Here is a 15,627-nt window from a genome sequence, read left to right as displayed (position 1 = left end):
CCGCGTTCTCGCCGCAGCTACAGCTCGGCAAGAACCTCTTCAAGCTCAACCCGACCCTTGACACCCAGCTTGCGATAAATGCGAGCCAAATGGTTGTCAACGGTTCTCACAGACAACCCGAGCTGCTGGCCAATCTCGCGACTGCGTTTGCGGCTAGCAGCAGCCCGGGCAATCGTCCACTCCCGTTCAGTGAGCTCGGCAGCGTGCGACTCCCCCGGCACCTGATCCATATCGGCAGCGAGGCGGCGGGCGAGCAACGTTGCCTTGCGCTCCAACTCGCGCCGGTCTGCCTTAGCCGCGCAGCGCGCACCGTTGAGAAGACCATCGACCGCGAGCGCAGCCACTCCCGACGAGGCAAGGGCAGGGGCGAGTTCACAGAGGCGAGCGACATCCGCTTCGGCTGCCACCTCTGCCCAGTCGCGGATGCTGGCCACCAGCGGCGACGGCGAGAGGTGCGTCAGCAGTTCCAGTTGTTCGCGCGCGGCAGCGGGATGCCCCACCCGAATCGCCACAGTAAGAGTCAGGGCGCTCAGCAAGAAGTGACCGAGGATGATGCCCTCGGCGGCAGCAGCGACGATCACGCCGGCCGCTTCGTCGGTGCGCCCCTCGGCCGCGAGCAGCCAAGCCTCGCACTCGGCCCGCTGCAAAATGACTTTGGCGTCGCCGGCATTCTCTGGAGTGATTTCGGAGAGCAGCTCTCTGGCCGATTCGGGCTCGCCCAACTGCGCGTCGACGGTCGCGTGCAAGGCAATAGCGGTGCCCAGCAATCCCGTGAAGTCGCGCCATCTCAATTGCTCAACGGCGAGAGTCGCGAGTGATTGGGCGTCGCTCAGCCGGCCCTCGTGAAGGCGCACAGTGGCGAGTGCATAGGACCACACGCCTGCGGAGTCTGCGAAACGGTCGAGGCGGCGCTGGGCGGCAAAATCGCGGGCACGAACCATCTCCGCGGCGGCAACGAGTGCCAAAAACTCGGAAAGGTCGAGAAGCGAGCTCGCAAAGGGAGCTTCGAAACGGAAGGCGTCAGCAAGGGGGCGGGTGTGAGCAATTGCCGCAAAAGCATCCTCAGGGTGGCCCGCCATCGTTGCCATCATCGCCGCTGTGAGGCCCGCGTTGACGGCGCCGAGTCCGCCATCTGACGACACCGGGTCAGCGGCGTGGGCGAGGGCGTGAGCGTCTCCGGTCATGAGCTGCCACTTGGCGAGTTCTGGCCGCAGCACGGCCTGGCCGCGAGCATCCATTCTCGACAGTTCGCACGTGACCCGATCAACCGCATCGGAGGGGCGGGACAGCCGGTAAACCATGTGCTGCCCCCAGCGGGCGAGCGCCATGGCACGCTGTTCGTCGTCATTCGCAAGACGGATCGCAGACTCAAACACCGCAGAAGAACGATCAGACTCCGCTAGCGCAGAAAGCGCACTGGCCAACACGAGCTCGGGCGCAAAGCGCCGCTCAGTGAGCTGGGCGCGTTCCGCGAGTGAGGCCGCAACAGCATGGTCGCCCGCCGCATGCGCGTAACTCGCTGCCCAATCGAGGTCGTCGTCGCTGATCGCGGCGTCGGTCGAGGTAAGCAGAACAGTCGCGGTGAATCGCAGTTGCTGATCGCCCATCGGCAGCAGTCGGCCCGCGATCTCTTTCACTAGTTCCGCACGTTCGGCCTGCAGGAGATCGATCGTGAGTGCCTCCGCGAAGAGAGGGTGGGCAAGCCTCACCAGCGGGGTGAGCTCATCGCCGGTGTCTTCCACGATGCCCTCGCTCGTGAGGAAGGCGAGCGCATCGCCTTCGGCCTCACGGATCACGGCTCGCGGAATCGGCTGCGCAATAGCGATGAGCTGAGCGAGACGACGCTCGGCCGCAGTGAGCTGCTGAACTCGATCGGCAATCGTTGCGCGCACGTGCTTCGGTAGGGTCGCGACCGACACCTCGACACCAAAATCGCCGCTGCGGATGCCGCCAGCTCGCCCAGCCGCGAAGATCAGTTCGCGCAGCATCAGCGGGTTGCCGCGGCTCGCCTCGAACAGGGCACGAAGGCTCTCGGGGCGCAGTGTTCCGCCCAAATACTGTTGGAGGATCGACTGGCTGTGTTCGAGACTCAACCCGTCGAGCTCGACAATGTCGATGAGGTTTTCGTGCAGCAGCCGAGCAAGGGGGCCGACGACTTCGTGGGAGTCGCGCGCGGTCAGCAGCGTTGTGACGCCGAAGACGCGCACCAGTTGGTAGAGCACGCTCGCCGAAACAGCATCCAAGAGCGGAGCGTCATCGATGACGAGCACGAACTTCTGCGGGTTCTCCCCCACCACCCCAACGAGAGCTTGAACACGGTCACTCACGCTCTCGATGTCGTGCCTTCCCGAGCTCGCCAACACCGGGGCGAGGGCGCCGAGGGGAACATCCACGAGTTCAGCCAAGCCAATGACGGGGATCACGGTGCGTCCATCGGCGCGCAAAGCCTGCGAGATGTGGGCGCCCAATGTTGTCTTGCCGACGCCACTCGGGCCGCGCAACATCACCGAACGTGGTCGAGGGCCGCGAAGGGCCGCAAGCACAGCATCCCGCTCACTTTCACGGGGCAGAACCGGCCACCGTGCCATGACCTGCCTCCCCGCCTCGACCAATGATGTGGCCGCCAGCATAGTGGCCGGGCGTTACAACCTGAATAACCATCCATAAGGCATGCTGGAATGATCGCCGCCCGATGCCCCACTCAGGAGACCTGCGCCATGATCACCATCGCCCTACCGGACCAGCACATTCACGACCGACTGGCTCCGCAATTGCCCGACGTGAACGTCATTCTCTGGGGCCCAGCCGACGGTGCTCCCCCGGTGCACGTCGACCTCGCGCTCCTCGGCTACCTCGGCGCGAGTGGCGGTCTCGCATCCTTTGCCGGAATGGATGTCGCAGCACTCCAGTCGCAATCCCTCGGTTATGACGGCGTCGAGAGCCGTCTGCCGGCTGGCATCACTTACTGCAACGCCATCGGTGTGCACGAAGCCTCCACCGCGGAGCTCGCGGTCGGCATGATCATCTCTGAGCAGCGCGGCTTTCCTCAGCACTTCGCTCACCAACAGACCGGCATCTGGGACCAGCACGAACAGCCCGGAGTTGCGGGCACAACCGTCGTCATCGTCGGCGCCGGTGGCGTCGGCAACCAGATCGCCGACAAGCTTGCCCCCTTTGACGCCAACGTGGTGCGCGTCGCCCGCACCAACCGCAGCGATGCCCGCGGCGCCGTGCAATCAATGGATGCCCTGCCCGCGTTACTCGCCAAAGCCGACATCGTGGCGATCGCCGTGCCCCTCAGCGATGAGACCACCGGGCTCGTCGACGCCTCCTTCCTGGAGGCAATGAAACCCGGCGCGCTTCTCGTGAATGTGTCTCGGGGCAAGATCGTCGACACCGACGCCCTCGTGGCTGCGGCATCCGCTGGCCATGTTCGAGCAGCACTCGACGTCACCGAGCCGGAACCGCTGCCCAGCGATCACCCGCTCTGGACTACGCCCGGCGTCACCATCACCCCGCACATCGGCGGCGCAACCTCAGCGATGCACGCCCGAGTGGATGCCGTCATGCGCGAGCAAGCGCGTCGGCTCGTCGCTGGCGAGCCGCTTGCGCATGTGGTGATTGACGGGCACTAGGGCTTTAGCTACGCAAATGGCCCACCGGTTTCTCAACCGATGGGCCATTCGTGCGTTGCGGGAGACTTAGAAGTCGAAGTCCGCGATGTTGTCCTTGTTGAAGGTGTACGGGTCGCCCAACAGCACAACGCCGTCGGCGCCGACCGTGTAGCTTCCGAGCTTTCCAGCGTCGAACTCGTCGCCTTCTGCACCAGTGATGTCGCCCTCGATCAGTGCCTTGGCACCGTAAGCAGCAAGGTAACCGAGGTCACCCGGGTTCCACAGAGCGAACGCCGTAACGGTTCCGTCATTGACGAAATCGCGCATCTGGTTCGGGGTTCCGAGACCAGTCAGCTGAACCTTGCCCTTGAAGGACGAGTCCTGAAGGTAACGAGCCGCAGCCGAGATACCAACAGTGGTGGGCGAAACGATGCCCTTGAGCTCCGGGTAGGTCTGCAGCAGTGCTGCAGTCTTGTCGAAGGACGTCTGGTCGTCGTCGTCACCATAAACGACCTCGACGAGCTCGATGTCGGGGTGGTTGGCGGCGAGCTCAGTCTTCATGAGTTCGATCCACGCGTTCTGGTTCGTTGCGTTGGCGGTAGCCGAAAGGATAGCGATCTGTCCTGCGTCACCGATCTGCTCAGCGATCAGGTCAACCTGAACCTTAGCGATTCCTTCGGAGTCAGCCTGGTTGATGAAGAGGTCGCGGCAGTCGGCGCTGGTGTCAGCATCGAACGTGACGACCTTCACGCCAGCATCCCGTGCCTCGCCGATGGCGTCGCAGAGAGCCGAGGGGTCGTTAGCCGAGAGAGCAATCGCTCCAACACCCTGCTGGGTAAGCGTGTTGATGTAGCTGACCTGTCCGTCGGGGCTTCCCGTTGCGGGGCCAACTTCAGCGAAGGTCCCACCGAACTCGGCGATGGCTTCTTCTCCACCGGCATCCGAAGTATCGAAGTAAGCGTTTCCGAGGTTCTTGGGCAGGAAGGTGATGGCCAAGTTGCCATCGCCGTCGCCGCTGCTGTCGCCACCGGTTGCAGCACAACCTGTGGCCACAAGCGCGAAGCTCACTGCGAGTGCAGCGAATGCTCCGGCGCGCTTTGAAGAGTTAAACATCGTCGTTCTCCTTTGGGGATGTGAGTCGATGACTGTGACACCGACACTGGTGCAAGAAACTCAACCGGTCGCGGTCGGTGAGCTCCCTTTGGTTCCTCCAGGACGAGCGCGCTTATTGCGCACCCAAGCCAAGAAGCTTGTTCCCACCACAGACGCGATCAGCAGCGTTCCTGTGATGACGTTGATGACGTCAGACGTGACGTTGGCGAGCCGAAGTGCGCTCGCGAGGGTTCCGATGAGCAGCGCTCCGGCGAGTACACCGGGAAGAGCGCCACGACCACCGAAGATCGAGACCCCGCCGAGAAGCACTGCGGCGATGACCGACAGCTCAAGGCCCGTCGCGTTATCGCCACGAGCGCTGCCGAAGCGAAGGGTGTAATAGATCCCTGCGAGTGCCGAGACGATACCGCTCAGCATGAAGAGGATGAACTTGGTGCGTTCAACGTTCACGCCCGAGAAGCGAGCTGCCTCAGGGCTGAGCCCGATCGCGAAGATGCCCCGGCCGAAGGTAGTGAAGTGGAGCAGGATGCCGAACACCAGCGCCAGCACCACGATCAGAATCACCACACTGGGGATCGCAGTGTCGCCGATCTTGGACTTAGCGAGGTCAGTCCAGAACTTGTTGAACTCGGTGACTGCTGTCGTGCCGAGGAGGCCCACAGCGAGCCCGCGGTACAGCGCGAGCGTGCCGATGGTCACGGCAAGAGACGGAAGCCCCACCATAGTGATGAGCGCTCCGTTGATTGCACCGGCGATGAGACCCACCAAGAGCGCGACCAGCGCAGCAGCAGGAATCGGCACCCCATTTTGGTGAAGCACACCGACGGTGACACTCGACAGACCAACAATGCTGGCCACCGAAAGGTCAATCTCGCCGGTGATGATCACCAGAGTCATGGGCAGTGCGATCAAAAGAATGGGCGCAATGTCGAGGAACAGGTAAGTGACCGTGATCGGCTGAGCGAAAGCCCGCACGGAGATCATCGAGACGATGATGACGAGGGCGAGGGCGCCGATGACGGCGGCTTCGCGGGAGATGAGGAGACGGCGCCAGAGGGGCTGAGAGTAGTCGCGGTACGTACGTGCCGCTGTGGTGCCGGTCATGACTCGTCCCTCATTTCCAGTAGTTTGCGAGATTGTCGAAGCGCGAGGACGCGGTCAAGCACGATCGCGCCGATGATAAGAACGCCGACCACCGCTCGTTGCCAGAAATCCTGAACGCCCAAAATCGGCAGCGCACGGTTGATAGTGAGCAAGAGGAACGCACCGATTGCGGCACCCCAGACCGTTCCGCTGCCGCCGAAGATGGCGACACCACCGATCACAGCAGCACCGACGGCCTGCAGCTCAAGGTTGACTCCGGCTTGGGAACTCACGGTTCCATAGCGGGCGGCGTAGAGAACACCGGCGAGCCCGGCAAGAGCTCCCGAGAAAACAAACGCAACGAGAACGCGCTGAGTGACCTTGAGCCCGTAGAGGTTCGCGGCTTCAGGATCGGACCCGATCGCGTACAACTCGCGACCGGCGCGCTGCGTGCGCAGGAACCATCCGGCAGCCACCAGCACAACGAGGGCGATGATGGTGAGCCACGGGATTCCGAAGAGCGAACTCGTGCCGAGGCTCAAGAACGCGGTCGGAAGGTCCGAACCGTTGATGCGGTCGCTACCGGTCCACAACACATTGATGCCGCGGTAGGCATACAACGTGCCCAGAGTAATAACGAGTGCCGGTACTTTCGCGAACGCCACCAAGGCACCGTTGATAAGCCCTAAGAGGCCACCGAAGACGATTCCAATGAGAAACACCGCGATGATCGGGATGCCAGGCAGATCAATGAAGAGACGGCCGGTTAAGTAGGCCGTGAGCCCCAGCACTGAGCCGACCGAAAGGTCGACGCTGCGCGTGATGATGACGATCGCCTGGCCGACCGCGAGAAGCAGCAGGATCGACGGTGTCAGCAGCAGGTCCCGAAAACCGTCAGGGCTGAAGAGGAACGTAGGGTTGCGCGCTGTCGCGACAACCACCACGAGGATGAGCGCGATCATGATTCCGGTCTCGCGCGCCTTGATCAGTTTGCTGAGGACTCTCATGAGGCCACCTCCGCGTGGGTTGCGGCGAACATGACGGACTCAGCCGTGGCATCCGCTCGATCAATTTCTGCCGTGATGCGACCTTCGTGCACCACGAGAACTCGGTCGGCCATGCCCAATACTTCAGGCAGTTCGCTCGAGATCATGATGATGGCGAGGCCCTCAACGGCGAGTTCGGAGAGCAGACGGTGCACTTCGGCTTTCGTGCCCACGTCGATTCCACGGGTTGGTTCGTCGACAATGAGCAAGCTCGGGTTAGTGGCAAGCCACTTAGCCAGCACCACCTTCTGCTGGTTTCCCCCGCTGAGGGTGCCGACTTCGGTATCGAGCGCCGATGTCTTCACTTCAAGTTTTTGAGCCCAGGTGCGGGCGCTCGCGTTCTCCACGGCACTCGTAATAAAACCGAACTTGGCCAGTGCTGAGCGAATAGCGAGCGTCGCATTCTTACCGACGGATGATTCGAGAACGAGCCCTTGGCGACGACGATCCTCTGGCACGAGCGCAAGCCCGAGGTTCATGGCTGCAGCCGGATTGCGTTTCGGAACGCGCACTCCGTTGATGGTGACGGTGCCCGCCTTGTAGGGATCGACTCCGAAGATGGCTCGTGCGATCTCGCTGCGGCCGGCCCCGACGAGCCCCGCCAGCGCGACGATCTCACCGGAACGAACCGAGAAGCTGATGTCGTGGAACTCGCCCGGCTCGGTGAGCCCGGAGACCACAAGAACTTCGTCTCCGATGGGAGCATCAATCTTGGGGAACAACTCTGCGACATCACGGCCGACCATTTGACGAACGATCTCGTCTACGGTCGTCTCGGCAATGGGGCTGGTAGCGATGTAGGCACCGTCGCGCATGATGGTCACGGTGTCGCAGAGTTCGAAGACTTCCTCGAAACGGTGCGAAATGAAGAGGAGCGCCCGGCCTTCGTCGCGCAGGCTGCGGGCGACGGCGAAGAGCCGTTCAACCTCAACGCCGCTGAGGGCGGCGGTCGGCTCATCCATCACGAGCACTTTGGCGTCAAGGGAGATGGCTTTTGCGATCTCAATGATCTGCTGATCAGCGATTGAGAGCCCCTGGGTGGGGCGATCAGGATCGATGCGCACTCCAAGGCGTTCAAAAAGGCCGAGTGCTTCGGTATGCATCTTCTTGCGATCGATGCGCCCGAGCGACTTGACGGGCTGGCGACCCATGAAAATATTCTCGGTCACCGACAGATCAGGAAAAAGCGTCGGTTCTTGGTAGATGACAGCGATGCCCGCGCTCTTGGACTGAGCGGTCGAGGTGAAGTCGACGGTTGTGCCTTCGAGAGTGAAGTCGCCGCCATCGCGCTGGTAGAGACCGGCGATGATTTTCACCAGGGTGGACTTGCCCGCGCCGTTTTCTCCGACGAGAGCGTGAATCGAACCGGGGTGCAGCGCGAGGGTTCCGTCGGTCAGCGCGACGACAGAACCAAAAGTCTTGGCGATGTGTGAGAGCTCAAGCGTCGGTGCGCTTGGCTTCGTGCTTATCGACATCGTTGTCTACCTCGTTGTAATAGATGAGCTTAAGTGAAACGATTCACTGCTGTTCAGAAACGATAGGTGGCGATCACTGTTCCCGTCAAGTCCAGCCATCGAATTGGGCATACTCTGTGATCAGAAATGCCGGAACTGCGGTTATCCTCGAGCCTTTTCGCGGGATAGCGCCGCACGCCCCGCTGCGGCCGAGGGCGCCAACCGATCTACCAGAAGGAACAAAATGACTCGCGTGTGCTTCCAATTACAGGTTCGACCAGAGCGACTCGACGAGTACCTCGAGCGCCACACCGCGGTCTGGCCTCGAATGCTCGAGGTGATCGCCGCATCCGGCCGCCGCAACTACTCGCTCTTCGTGCGCCAAGACGGAATGCTCATCGGCTACTACGAAACGGACTCCGTAGAAGCGTCGCAGGACTACCTCGATCGCAGCGAGATCGCGGCCAAGTGGGAAGCCGAAATGGCCGAGTTCTTTGTCGCGCTCGACGGGCGGCCCGACCAAGTCGCGACGACACTCCCCGAAGTTTTCAACCTCGACGACCAGCTCGCCGCCGCGCGCTAGACAGCGTCGACAGCGCTAGCCGAGGTAGAGCGACGCACAACGAGCTCCGGCTGAAACTCGACGTGACGCGGAGCAGCCTCAGGGTCTGCGACCTCTTCGAGCAGGATCTCAAGCGCAGTGTGCCCGATCATCCCGGCCGGCTGACGGATCGAGGACAGCGGAACCACTGCGGCTGACGCGAAGTCGATATCGTCGTAACCAATGAGGGCGATGTCCTCAGGAACGCGAACGTTCGACCCCTGCAGCATCAGCGCTTGCAGCACTCCCATTGCCACCAGGTCGTTCGCCGCGAAGATAGCGTCAGGTTGCTCGGAGCGGGCAGCAATAGCCGCGCCGGCCTTGCGCCCCGCAATCACGCTGAGCGAGTCGAGCGCGACTACCTCGAGAGAAACACCCGCTCGCGACTGCACTGCAAGTTCTGCACCCTCGAGTCGGTCAGCGACCTGGCGGATCGAGAGCGGCCCACCGACGAACACGATGCGAGTGCGGCCTTCGGCAATCAGATGTTCGACCGCCATACGGCCACCGGCTACGTCATCGACCGTGACCGAGCTAAAGCTTCGATCGGGGCTTGCCCGGTCGACCAGAACGGCGGGAATGCCGCGCGCACGCAGTGCCCTGAGTCGGGCGCTAATGTCACCAATCGGCGAAATCAGCACACCATGGGAGCGCTGCTGCTCGAAGAGTTCTAAATAAGCCTGTTCACGCGCCGGGTCTTCATCGCTGTTGCCGAGAATGACCGAGAGGCCTTCTTGACTTGCCCGCGTTTCTGCGCCGCGGGCGACATCCGTAAAGAAGGGGTTGCGCACATCAAGAACGACAAGGCCAACAGTCTTGCTGTGGCCATCGCGCAGTTGCCGGGCCGCGTCGTTCCGAACGAAACCGAGCGCCTCGATCGCATGCTGGACTTTCGTGACGGTTGCTGGCGCGACTTTCGACGGGTGATTCATCACGTTGGAGACAGTGCCCACCGACACTCCCGCATGCCTGGCGACATCTTTTACGCTGACCCCGCTCATGCACTCCCACTTTCTCAGCCGCGTTGCTGACTAGCTTTTTGAATCGTTCAATAGTGGCACGAAATCGAACCACCTTGACGAAAACCCACACAAGACCTTATTCTCGATCTGAACAGTTAAAACGATTCAATGAAGAGTTGATGAGTGAGACACAGCCACTCGCTGCCCGAGTGTGCCCCGTCATCGCTTCGCAAGAACAAAGGACCAGCAGTGACCAGCTTCAGCTCAATCGCACCCCGCCTCGAAGAGCAGGCCATCGAGCTCCCGTCATGGGCCTTCGGCAACTCGGGCACACGATTCAAGGTTTTCGGCACCCCCGGCACTCCCCGCACTCCGGAGGAGAAAATCGCGGATGCCGCCCAAGTCAACAAGTACACGGCACTGTCTCCGACGGTCGCCCTGCACATCCCGTGGGACAAGGTCGACGACTACAGCGCACTGCGCAGCTTCGCTCAGGACCACGGTGTTGACCTCGGAACGGTGAACTCCAACACCTTCCAAGACGACGACTACAAGTTCGGTTCGCTCACTCACGTCGACCCCACGATTCGCCAGAAGGCCATCGACCACCACTTCGAGTGCATCGACGTCATGGACCAAACCGGGTCACGCGACCTCAAGATCTGGCTTGCCGACGGCTCCAACTACCCCGGCCAGGCCGACATCCGCGGTCGCCAAGATCGCCTCGCCGACTCACTTGAGCAGATCTATGGTCGTCTCGGGCAAGAGCAGCGCATGGTGCTCGAATACAAGTTCTTCGAACCCGCTTTTTACCACATGGATGTGCCGGACTGGGGAACCAGCTACGCCCAAGTAGCAGCCCTCGGCGAGCGCGCTCTCGTGTGCCTCGACACCGGCCACCACGCGCCGGGCACCAACATCGAGTTCATCGTGATGCAGCTGCTGCGCCTCGGCAAGCTGGGTTCGTTCGACTTCAACTCGCGCTTCTATGCCGATGACGACCTCATCGTGGGGGCGGCTGACCCGTTCCAGTTGTTCCGCATCCTGTACGAAGTGGTTCGCGGCGGCGGATACGGCACCGATAGCGGTGTGGCGTTCATGCTCGACCAGTGCCACAACGTCGAAGACAAGGTTCCCGGACAGTTGCGTTCGGTACTCAACGTTCAAGAAATGACGGCGCGTGCGCTTCTTGTCGACTCGGATGCTCTGACCGCTGCCCAAGAGGCGGGCGACGTTCTCGGTGCCAACGCCATCATGATGGATGCCTTCTATACCGACGTGCGTGCTGACCTCGCCGCGTGGCGTGAATCGCGCGGCCTACCTGCCGACCCGATGGCAGCGTACGCGGCATCCGGCTACCAGCAGAAGATCGCGGACGAGCGTGTTGGTGGCGTTCAAGCCGGGTGGGGTGCCTAACTAACGGCCTGGTGTGAGATTTCGTGGGTTGTAACATGAAATCTCACACGAACTCCGAGGAGCACCATGGCCACTGTCGGCACTCTGGGCGCACAACAACGCAGAGCGATGCTGCAAGAGCGCCTCAACCACGACGGCGCTCTGCGTCTCGACGACATCGCAGAAGAACTCTCGGTCTCCGCCATGACCGTTCGACGTGATCTCGATGACATGGAAGCCGAAGGCCTCCTGCGACGCGTCCGTGGTGGCGCGATCTCTATCGCCGGGCCCCGCCCCTTTGACGAACGCCGGGCAGTGCGCTCCCGCGCCAAGCAGGTCATCGCCAGCAAAGCCGCCGCCCTCATCCCCCAGTCGGGCTCGATTGCCCTCGACGCCTCCACCACCACCGGCACGATCGCCAGCACGCTTGGCCAACGCGAAGGCCTCTCGGTCGCGACCAACTCCCTCGAAAACTTTGTGGTGCTGCGAGCGATTCCCGGCGTCACCGGAATGGTGACCGGCGGCGAATCAGAGCCGAACACCGAAAGTCTGGTAGGGCTCCTCGCCTGCCAGGGTGCGGCATCCGTTCTGTATTCGCGTTTTTTCTCTTCGGCGAGCGCCGTTGACCCGGTACTCGGCAGCTCGGAGGTTTCGCTGGCGGAGAGCCAAGTGAAGCAAGCGTTCGCGAGTGCGGCCCGCGAAACAATCCTCTGCGTTGATTCGTCGAAGCTCGATGACCGCTCGATCTCTGTGAGCTTCAATTTGCGCGACGTGGCCATGCTCATCACCGAACTCGACCCCCGCGACTCTCGTCTCGATGCGTACCGCGAGCATGTTGAGTTGCTGTGATGCCCCCTTGCGCTCCAGCGTAAGTTATTGTTAGATTTCACAAATACTTACAAACGCGACGACACAGGACACTCGGATGACAAACCCCACTGCAGCTGAACTCATCGCACGCTCGAACCGTCTCGGTTCCGATCCGCGCGTCACCAACTACGCCGGCGGCAACACGTCGGCTAAGGGCACCGAAACGGATCCCGTTACCGGCGAGCCCATCGAGCTCATGTGGGTGAAGGGCTCCGGCGGAGACCTCGGCACCCTGAAGGAAGCCGGCCTCGCCGTGCTGCGCCTCGACCGCCTGCGTTCGATGACGAACGTCTACCCGGGCATCGACCGCGAAGACGAAATGGTTGCCGCGTTCGACTACACGCTGCACGGCAAGGGTGGCGCCGCGCCATCCATCGACACCGCCATGCACGGACTCGTGGATGCTGCGCACGTCGACCACCTGCACCCTGACTCCGGTATCGCCATCGCGACCGCCAAGGATGGCAAGAAGCTCACCAAGAAGGCTTTCGGCGACAAGGTTGTCTGGGTTGACTGGCGACGCCCCGGCTTCCAGCTCGGACTCGACATCGCCGCCATCAAGGAAAAGAACCCGAAGGCCGTCGGCTGCATCCTCGGCGGCCACGGCATCACCGCGTGGGGCGACACGAGCGATGAGGCCGAAGCCAACAGCCTCTGGATCATTAAGACTGCCGAAGAGTTCATCGCCGCCAAGGGCAAGAAGGCCCCGTTCGGTCGCACCGTCGCCAAGAACGCCGCGCTGCCCGAAGAGGAGCGTCGCACCAAGGCCGCTGCCCTCGCCGCCACCATCCGCGGTATCGCCAGCCACGACCGCCCCATGGTCGGTCACTTCACCGACGCCGACGTCGTTCTCGACTTCTTGGCTTCCGCTAACGCCCCAAAGCTCGCCGCCCTCGGCACGAGCTGCCCCGACCACTTCTTGCGCACCAAGGTGAAGCCGCTGCTGCTCGACCTGCCCGCCAACGCCTCGATTGAGAAGAGCATCGAGCGCCTGAAGGAACTCCACGAGGAGTACCGCAAGGACTACACCGCGTACTACGACAAGCACGCCACCGATGACTCCCCCGAGATCCGTGGCGCTGACCCGCTCATCGTTCTCGTTCCCGGGGTCGGCATGTTCAGCTACGGCGCAAACAAGCAGACCGCTCGTGTTGCCGGCGAGTTCTACGTCAACGCCATCAACGTGATGCGCGGCGCCGAAGCCCTCTCCACCTACGCTCCCATCAGCGATGCCGAGAAGTTCAACATCGAATACTGGGCACTCGAAGAAGCCAAGCTGCAGCGGATGCCGAAGCCCAAGTCGCACGCCACGCGCGTCGCTCTCGTGACTGGCGCAGCATCCGGAATCGGCAAAGCCATCGCTACCCGTCTGGCAGCGGATGGCGCCTGCGTCGTCATTGCTGACCTCGACCTCGAGAAGGCCCAGGCCGCTGCTGCCGAAATCGGCAACACGGATGTCGCCATCGGCCTCAAGGTCAACGTGACCGACGCTGCTGCAATCGAGCGCATGGTGCAGGATGCCGTCCTCGCCTTCGGCGGTATCGACATCGTCGTGAACAATGCGGGCGTTTCACTCTCGAAGCCCCTGCTGGAGACCACCGAGCAGGATTGGGACTTCCAGCACGACATCATGGCCAAGGGCTCGTTCTTGGTGTCGAAGGCTACCGCGCCGGTGCTCATCGAGCAGGCCATGGGCGGCGACGTCATTTACATCTCGTCAAAGAACGCGGTCTTCGCTGGCCCCAACAACATTGCGTACTCAGCCACGAAGGCCGACCAGGCTCACCAGGTTCGCCTGCTCGCAGTCGAGCTGGGCGAGCACGGTGTGAAGGTCAACGGCATCAACCCCGATGGCGTTGTACGCGGTTCGGGAATCTTTGCGGCAGGCTGGGGCGCCAACCGCGCCAAGACCTACGGCGTTGAAGAAGAAGACCTCGGCAAGTTCTACGCGCAGCGCACGATCCTCAAGCGTGAGGTTCTGCCCGAGAACGTTGCCAACGCTGTCTCGGTGCTCACGGGCCCCGACCTCAGCCACACCACCGGTCTCCACATTCCCGTTGATGCTGGTGTTGCGGCGGCCTTCCTCCGATGAACGCACAAGTTGTCGCCGCGGTCGATCTGGGTGCGACCAGTGGCCGAGTCATGCTCGGCCACGTGGGTCACAACGAGCTCACGGTTCGTCCCGTGGCACGTTTTCCCAACGGGCCAGTTCGCCGCGTCGATGGCTTGCACTGGGACATTGATGCGCTCTACTCGAGCGTGCTCGCCGGTTTGGCGGCGGCGGTTCGTGAAGAGCCGCAGTTGTCGAGCATCGGTGTTGACTCGTGGGCGGTCGACTACGCGTTGATGACGGACGGGCAGATGGTTGCTCCTCCGTTCCACTACCGTGACGATCGCACCGCGGCCGGAGTAGAGCGTGTGCACGCGATTGCCGATCACGCCGAGCTCTATGCCTCCAACGGGTTGCAGTTTCTCCCCTTTAATACGCTGTACCAGTTCGCCGCCGAGCAGAACCTTGCCGATGCCGATGGTTTCTTGCTCGTGCCCGACCTCATCAACTACTGGTTGACAGGCCGTCAGGTTGCCGAGCAGACCAACGCCTCGACCACGGGATTGCTCAACATTGCAACCGGCCAATGGGATGACGCGCTCATCGAGAAACTCGGATACTCCCGCAGCCTCTTCCCCGAGCTGGTTACTCCCGGCACAACATTGGGGCCGGTGCGCGACGAGCTCGGCATCCGTGCCGACGTGGTCGCCGTTGGATCGCATGACACGGCATCCGCTGTCGTCGCGGTTCCGGCAACGAACGACGACTTCGCGTACATCTCCTGCGGCACTTGGGGGCTCGTGGGCGTCGAACTCAACTCCCCCGTGCTCACCGAAGCCAGCCGTGCCGCCAACTTCACCAACGAGGGCGGCGTCGACGGACGGGTGCGCTACCTGCACAACGTCATGGGCCTGTGGCTGCTGAGCGAATGCGTGCGCGACTGGCAGAAGGATGACGCCAGCGTTGACCTTCTCGAACTGTTGGCTGCGGCATCCGCTCTCACGACAACGGTGCCGATCTTTGACGCCAACGACCCACGCTTTCTCGCGCCTGACGGCATGCCCGAACGTATCGCCGCCTGGTGCACCGAACACGATGTGCCAGCACCGCAATCGCGCGTGGAGTTTGTGCGCAGCATCATCGAAAGCCTCAGCGTTGCTTTTGTGGATGCCGTACGCACGGCATCAGACCTCTCAGGGAAGTCGGTGTCGGTCATCCATATCGTCGGCGGTGGCTCGCAGAACGAGTTGCTCTGCCAACTGATCGCGGACCGCAGTGGAATGCCGGTGCTCGCCGGCCCCGTGGAAGCGACCGCCATTGGCAACGTGCTCGTTCAAGCGCGGGCTCAAGGTTTCGTCGAGGGCTCGTTGGAGGCGTTGCGTTCGCTCGTCACCACCGCGTTCTCGCCTAAGCGCTACCTTCCGCGTTCGCGCTAGGGT

12 protein-coding genes are annotated in these 15,627 nt (G+C 62.3%); 6 read left to right on the top strand and 6 right to left on the bottom strand.

What is annotated here, in order from left to right:
• Window positions 1-17: 17 nt before the first annotated feature.
• Window positions 18-2,588, bottom strand: a complete 2,571-nt coding sequence (locus ACWFSR_RS00880; protein ID WP_447522837.1) for a LuxR C-terminal-related transcriptional regulator — start codon at window positions 2,586-2,588, stop codon at window positions 18-20.
• A 129-nt stretch (window positions 2,589-2,717) separates the two neighbouring features.
• Between ACWFSR_RS00880 and ACWFSR_RS00875 the strand changes: the two genes are divergently transcribed.
• Window positions 2,718-3,635 (top strand): NAD(P)-dependent oxidoreductase, encoded by a 918-nt coding sequence (locus ACWFSR_RS00875; RefSeq protein ID WP_197107034.1) that lies wholly within the window; start codon window positions 2,718-2,720, stop codon window positions 3,633-3,635.
• 66 nt (window positions 3,636-3,701) lie between these two features.
• Here ACWFSR_RS00875 and rhaS read toward each other — a convergent pair whose 3' ends face one another.
• From rhaS to ACWFSR_RS00855, 4 genes are read right to left on the bottom strand one after another with little or no spacing between them, the layout of a single operon-like run.
• A complete protein-coding gene (gene rhaS, locus ACWFSR_RS00870; RefSeq protein ID WP_197107033.1) occupies window positions 3,702-4,727 on the bottom strand; it encodes a rhamnose ABC transporter substrate-binding protein in 1,026 nt (341 codons plus the stop codon).
• 60 nt (window positions 4,728-4,787) lie between these two features.
• The gene (locus tag ACWFSR_RS00865; protein ID WP_447522836.1) at window positions 4,788-5,831 is read right to left on the bottom strand and encodes an ABC transporter permease; all 1,044 of its coding nucleotides are present in this window, start codon (window positions 5,829-5,831) and stop codon (window positions 4,788-4,790) included.
• Window positions 5,828-6,817 (bottom strand): ABC transporter permease, encoded by a 990-nt coding sequence (locus ACWFSR_RS00860; protein WP_197107031.1) that lies wholly within the window; start codon window positions 6,815-6,817, stop codon window positions 5,828-5,830. Before ACWFSR_RS00860 ends, ACWFSR_RS00865 begins: the two co-directional genes overlap by 4 nt.
• A complete protein-coding gene (locus tag ACWFSR_RS00855; RefSeq protein ID WP_197109074.1) occupies window positions 6,814-8,331 on the bottom strand; it encodes a sugar ABC transporter ATP-binding protein in 1,518 nt (505 codons plus the stop codon). Before ACWFSR_RS00855 ends, ACWFSR_RS00860 begins: the two co-directional genes overlap by 4 nt.
• A 223-nt stretch (window positions 8,332-8,554) precedes the next feature.
• On the opposite strand from ACWFSR_RS00855, the gene ACWFSR_RS00850 reads away from it, so the two are divergent.
• Window positions 8,555-8,893, top strand: coding sequence for an L-rhamnose mutarotase (locus tag ACWFSR_RS00850; protein WP_197107029.1), 339 nt, complete (start codon window positions 8,555-8,557; stop codon window positions 8,891-8,893).
• Here the strand turns inward: ACWFSR_RS00850 and ACWFSR_RS00845 are convergent.
• Complete coding sequence (locus tag ACWFSR_RS00845) at window positions 8,890-9,912, bottom strand: LacI family DNA-binding transcriptional regulator (RefSeq protein ID WP_197107028.1); 1,023 nt, start codon at window positions 9,910-9,912, stop codon at window positions 8,890-8,892. The genes ACWFSR_RS00850 and ACWFSR_RS00845 overlap by 4 nt on opposite strands.
• 210 nt (window positions 9,913-10,122) lie before the next feature.
• On the opposite strand from ACWFSR_RS00845, the gene rhaI reads away from it, so the two are divergent.
• From rhaI to ACWFSR_RS00825, 4 genes are all read left to right on the top strand, one after another.
• Window positions 10,123-11,289, top strand: coding sequence for an L-rhamnose isomerase (gene rhaI / locus ACWFSR_RS00840; protein WP_197110096.1), 1,167 nt, complete (start codon window positions 10,123-10,125; stop codon window positions 11,287-11,289).
• A gap of 66 nt (window positions 11,290-11,355) precedes the next feature.
• A complete protein-coding gene (locus ACWFSR_RS00835; RefSeq protein ID WP_197107020.1) occupies window positions 11,356-12,117 on the top strand; it encodes a DeoR/GlpR family DNA-binding transcription regulator in 762 nt (253 codons plus the stop codon).
• A gap of 76 nt (window positions 12,118-12,193) precedes the next feature.
• Complete coding sequence (locus tag ACWFSR_RS00830; RefSeq protein ID WP_447522835.1) at window positions 12,194-14,230, top strand: bifunctional aldolase/short-chain dehydrogenase; 2,037 nt, start codon at window positions 12,194-12,196, stop codon at window positions 14,228-14,230.
• The gene (locus tag ACWFSR_RS00825; protein ID WP_447522834.1) at window positions 14,227-15,624 is read left to right on the top strand and encodes a rhamnulokinase; all 1,398 of its coding nucleotides are present in this window, start codon (window positions 14,227-14,229) and stop codon (window positions 15,622-15,624) included. The genes ACWFSR_RS00830 and ACWFSR_RS00825 overlap by 4 nt, the downstream gene beginning before the upstream one ends.
• The last annotated feature ends 3 nt before the right edge of the window (window positions 15,625-15,627 follow it).

It is taken from the genome of Salinibacterium sp. NYA9b (assembly GCF_976973725.1).
The sequence above is the reverse complement of the archived record's forward strand: the minus strand, read 5'-3'. Positions and strand labels throughout refer to the sequence as shown.

Excerpts from the sequence above, each read along its gene's own strand:
- ACWFSR_RS00880 (WP_447522837.1), bottom strand. The coding sequence starts at position 2,588 with ATGGCACGGTGGCCGGTTCTGCCCCGTGAAAGTGAGCGGGATGCTGTG.
- ACWFSR_RS00875 (WP_197107034.1), top strand. The coding sequence starts at position 2,718 with ATGATCACCATCGCCCTACCGGACCAGCACATTCACGACCGACTGGCT.
- rhaS (WP_197107033.1), bottom strand. The coding sequence starts at position 4,727 with ATGTTTAACTCTTCAAAGCGCGCCGGAGCATTCGCTGCACTCGCAGTG.
- ACWFSR_RS00865 (WP_447522836.1), bottom strand. The coding sequence starts at position 5,831 with ATGACCGGCACCACAGCGGCACGTACGTACCGCGACTACTCTCAGCCC.
- ACWFSR_RS00860 (WP_197107031.1), bottom strand. The coding sequence starts at position 6,817 with ATGAGAGTCCTCAGCAAACTGATCAAGGCGCGCGAGACCGGAATCATG.
- ACWFSR_RS00855 (WP_197109074.1), bottom strand. The coding sequence starts at position 8,331 with ATGTCGATAAGCACGAAGCCAAGCGCACCGACGCTTGAGCTCTCACAC.
- ACWFSR_RS00850 (WP_197107029.1), top strand. The coding sequence starts at position 8,555 with ATGACTCGCGTGTGCTTCCAATTACAGGTTCGACCAGAGCGACTCGAC.
- ACWFSR_RS00845 (WP_197107028.1), bottom strand. The coding sequence starts at position 9,912 with ATGAGCGGGGTCAGCGTAAAAGATGTCGCCAGGCATGCGGGAGTGTCG.
- ACWFSR_RS00835 (WP_197107020.1), top strand. The coding sequence starts at position 11,356 with ATGGCCACTGTCGGCACTCTGGGCGCACAACAACGCAGAGCGATGCTG.
- ACWFSR_RS00830 (WP_447522835.1), top strand. The coding sequence starts at position 12,194 with ATGACAAACCCCACTGCAGCTGAACTCATCGCACGCTCGAACCGTCTC.
- ACWFSR_RS00825 (WP_447522834.1), top strand. The coding sequence starts at position 14,227 with ATGAACGCACAAGTTGTCGCCGCGGTCGATCTGGGTGCGACCAGTGGC.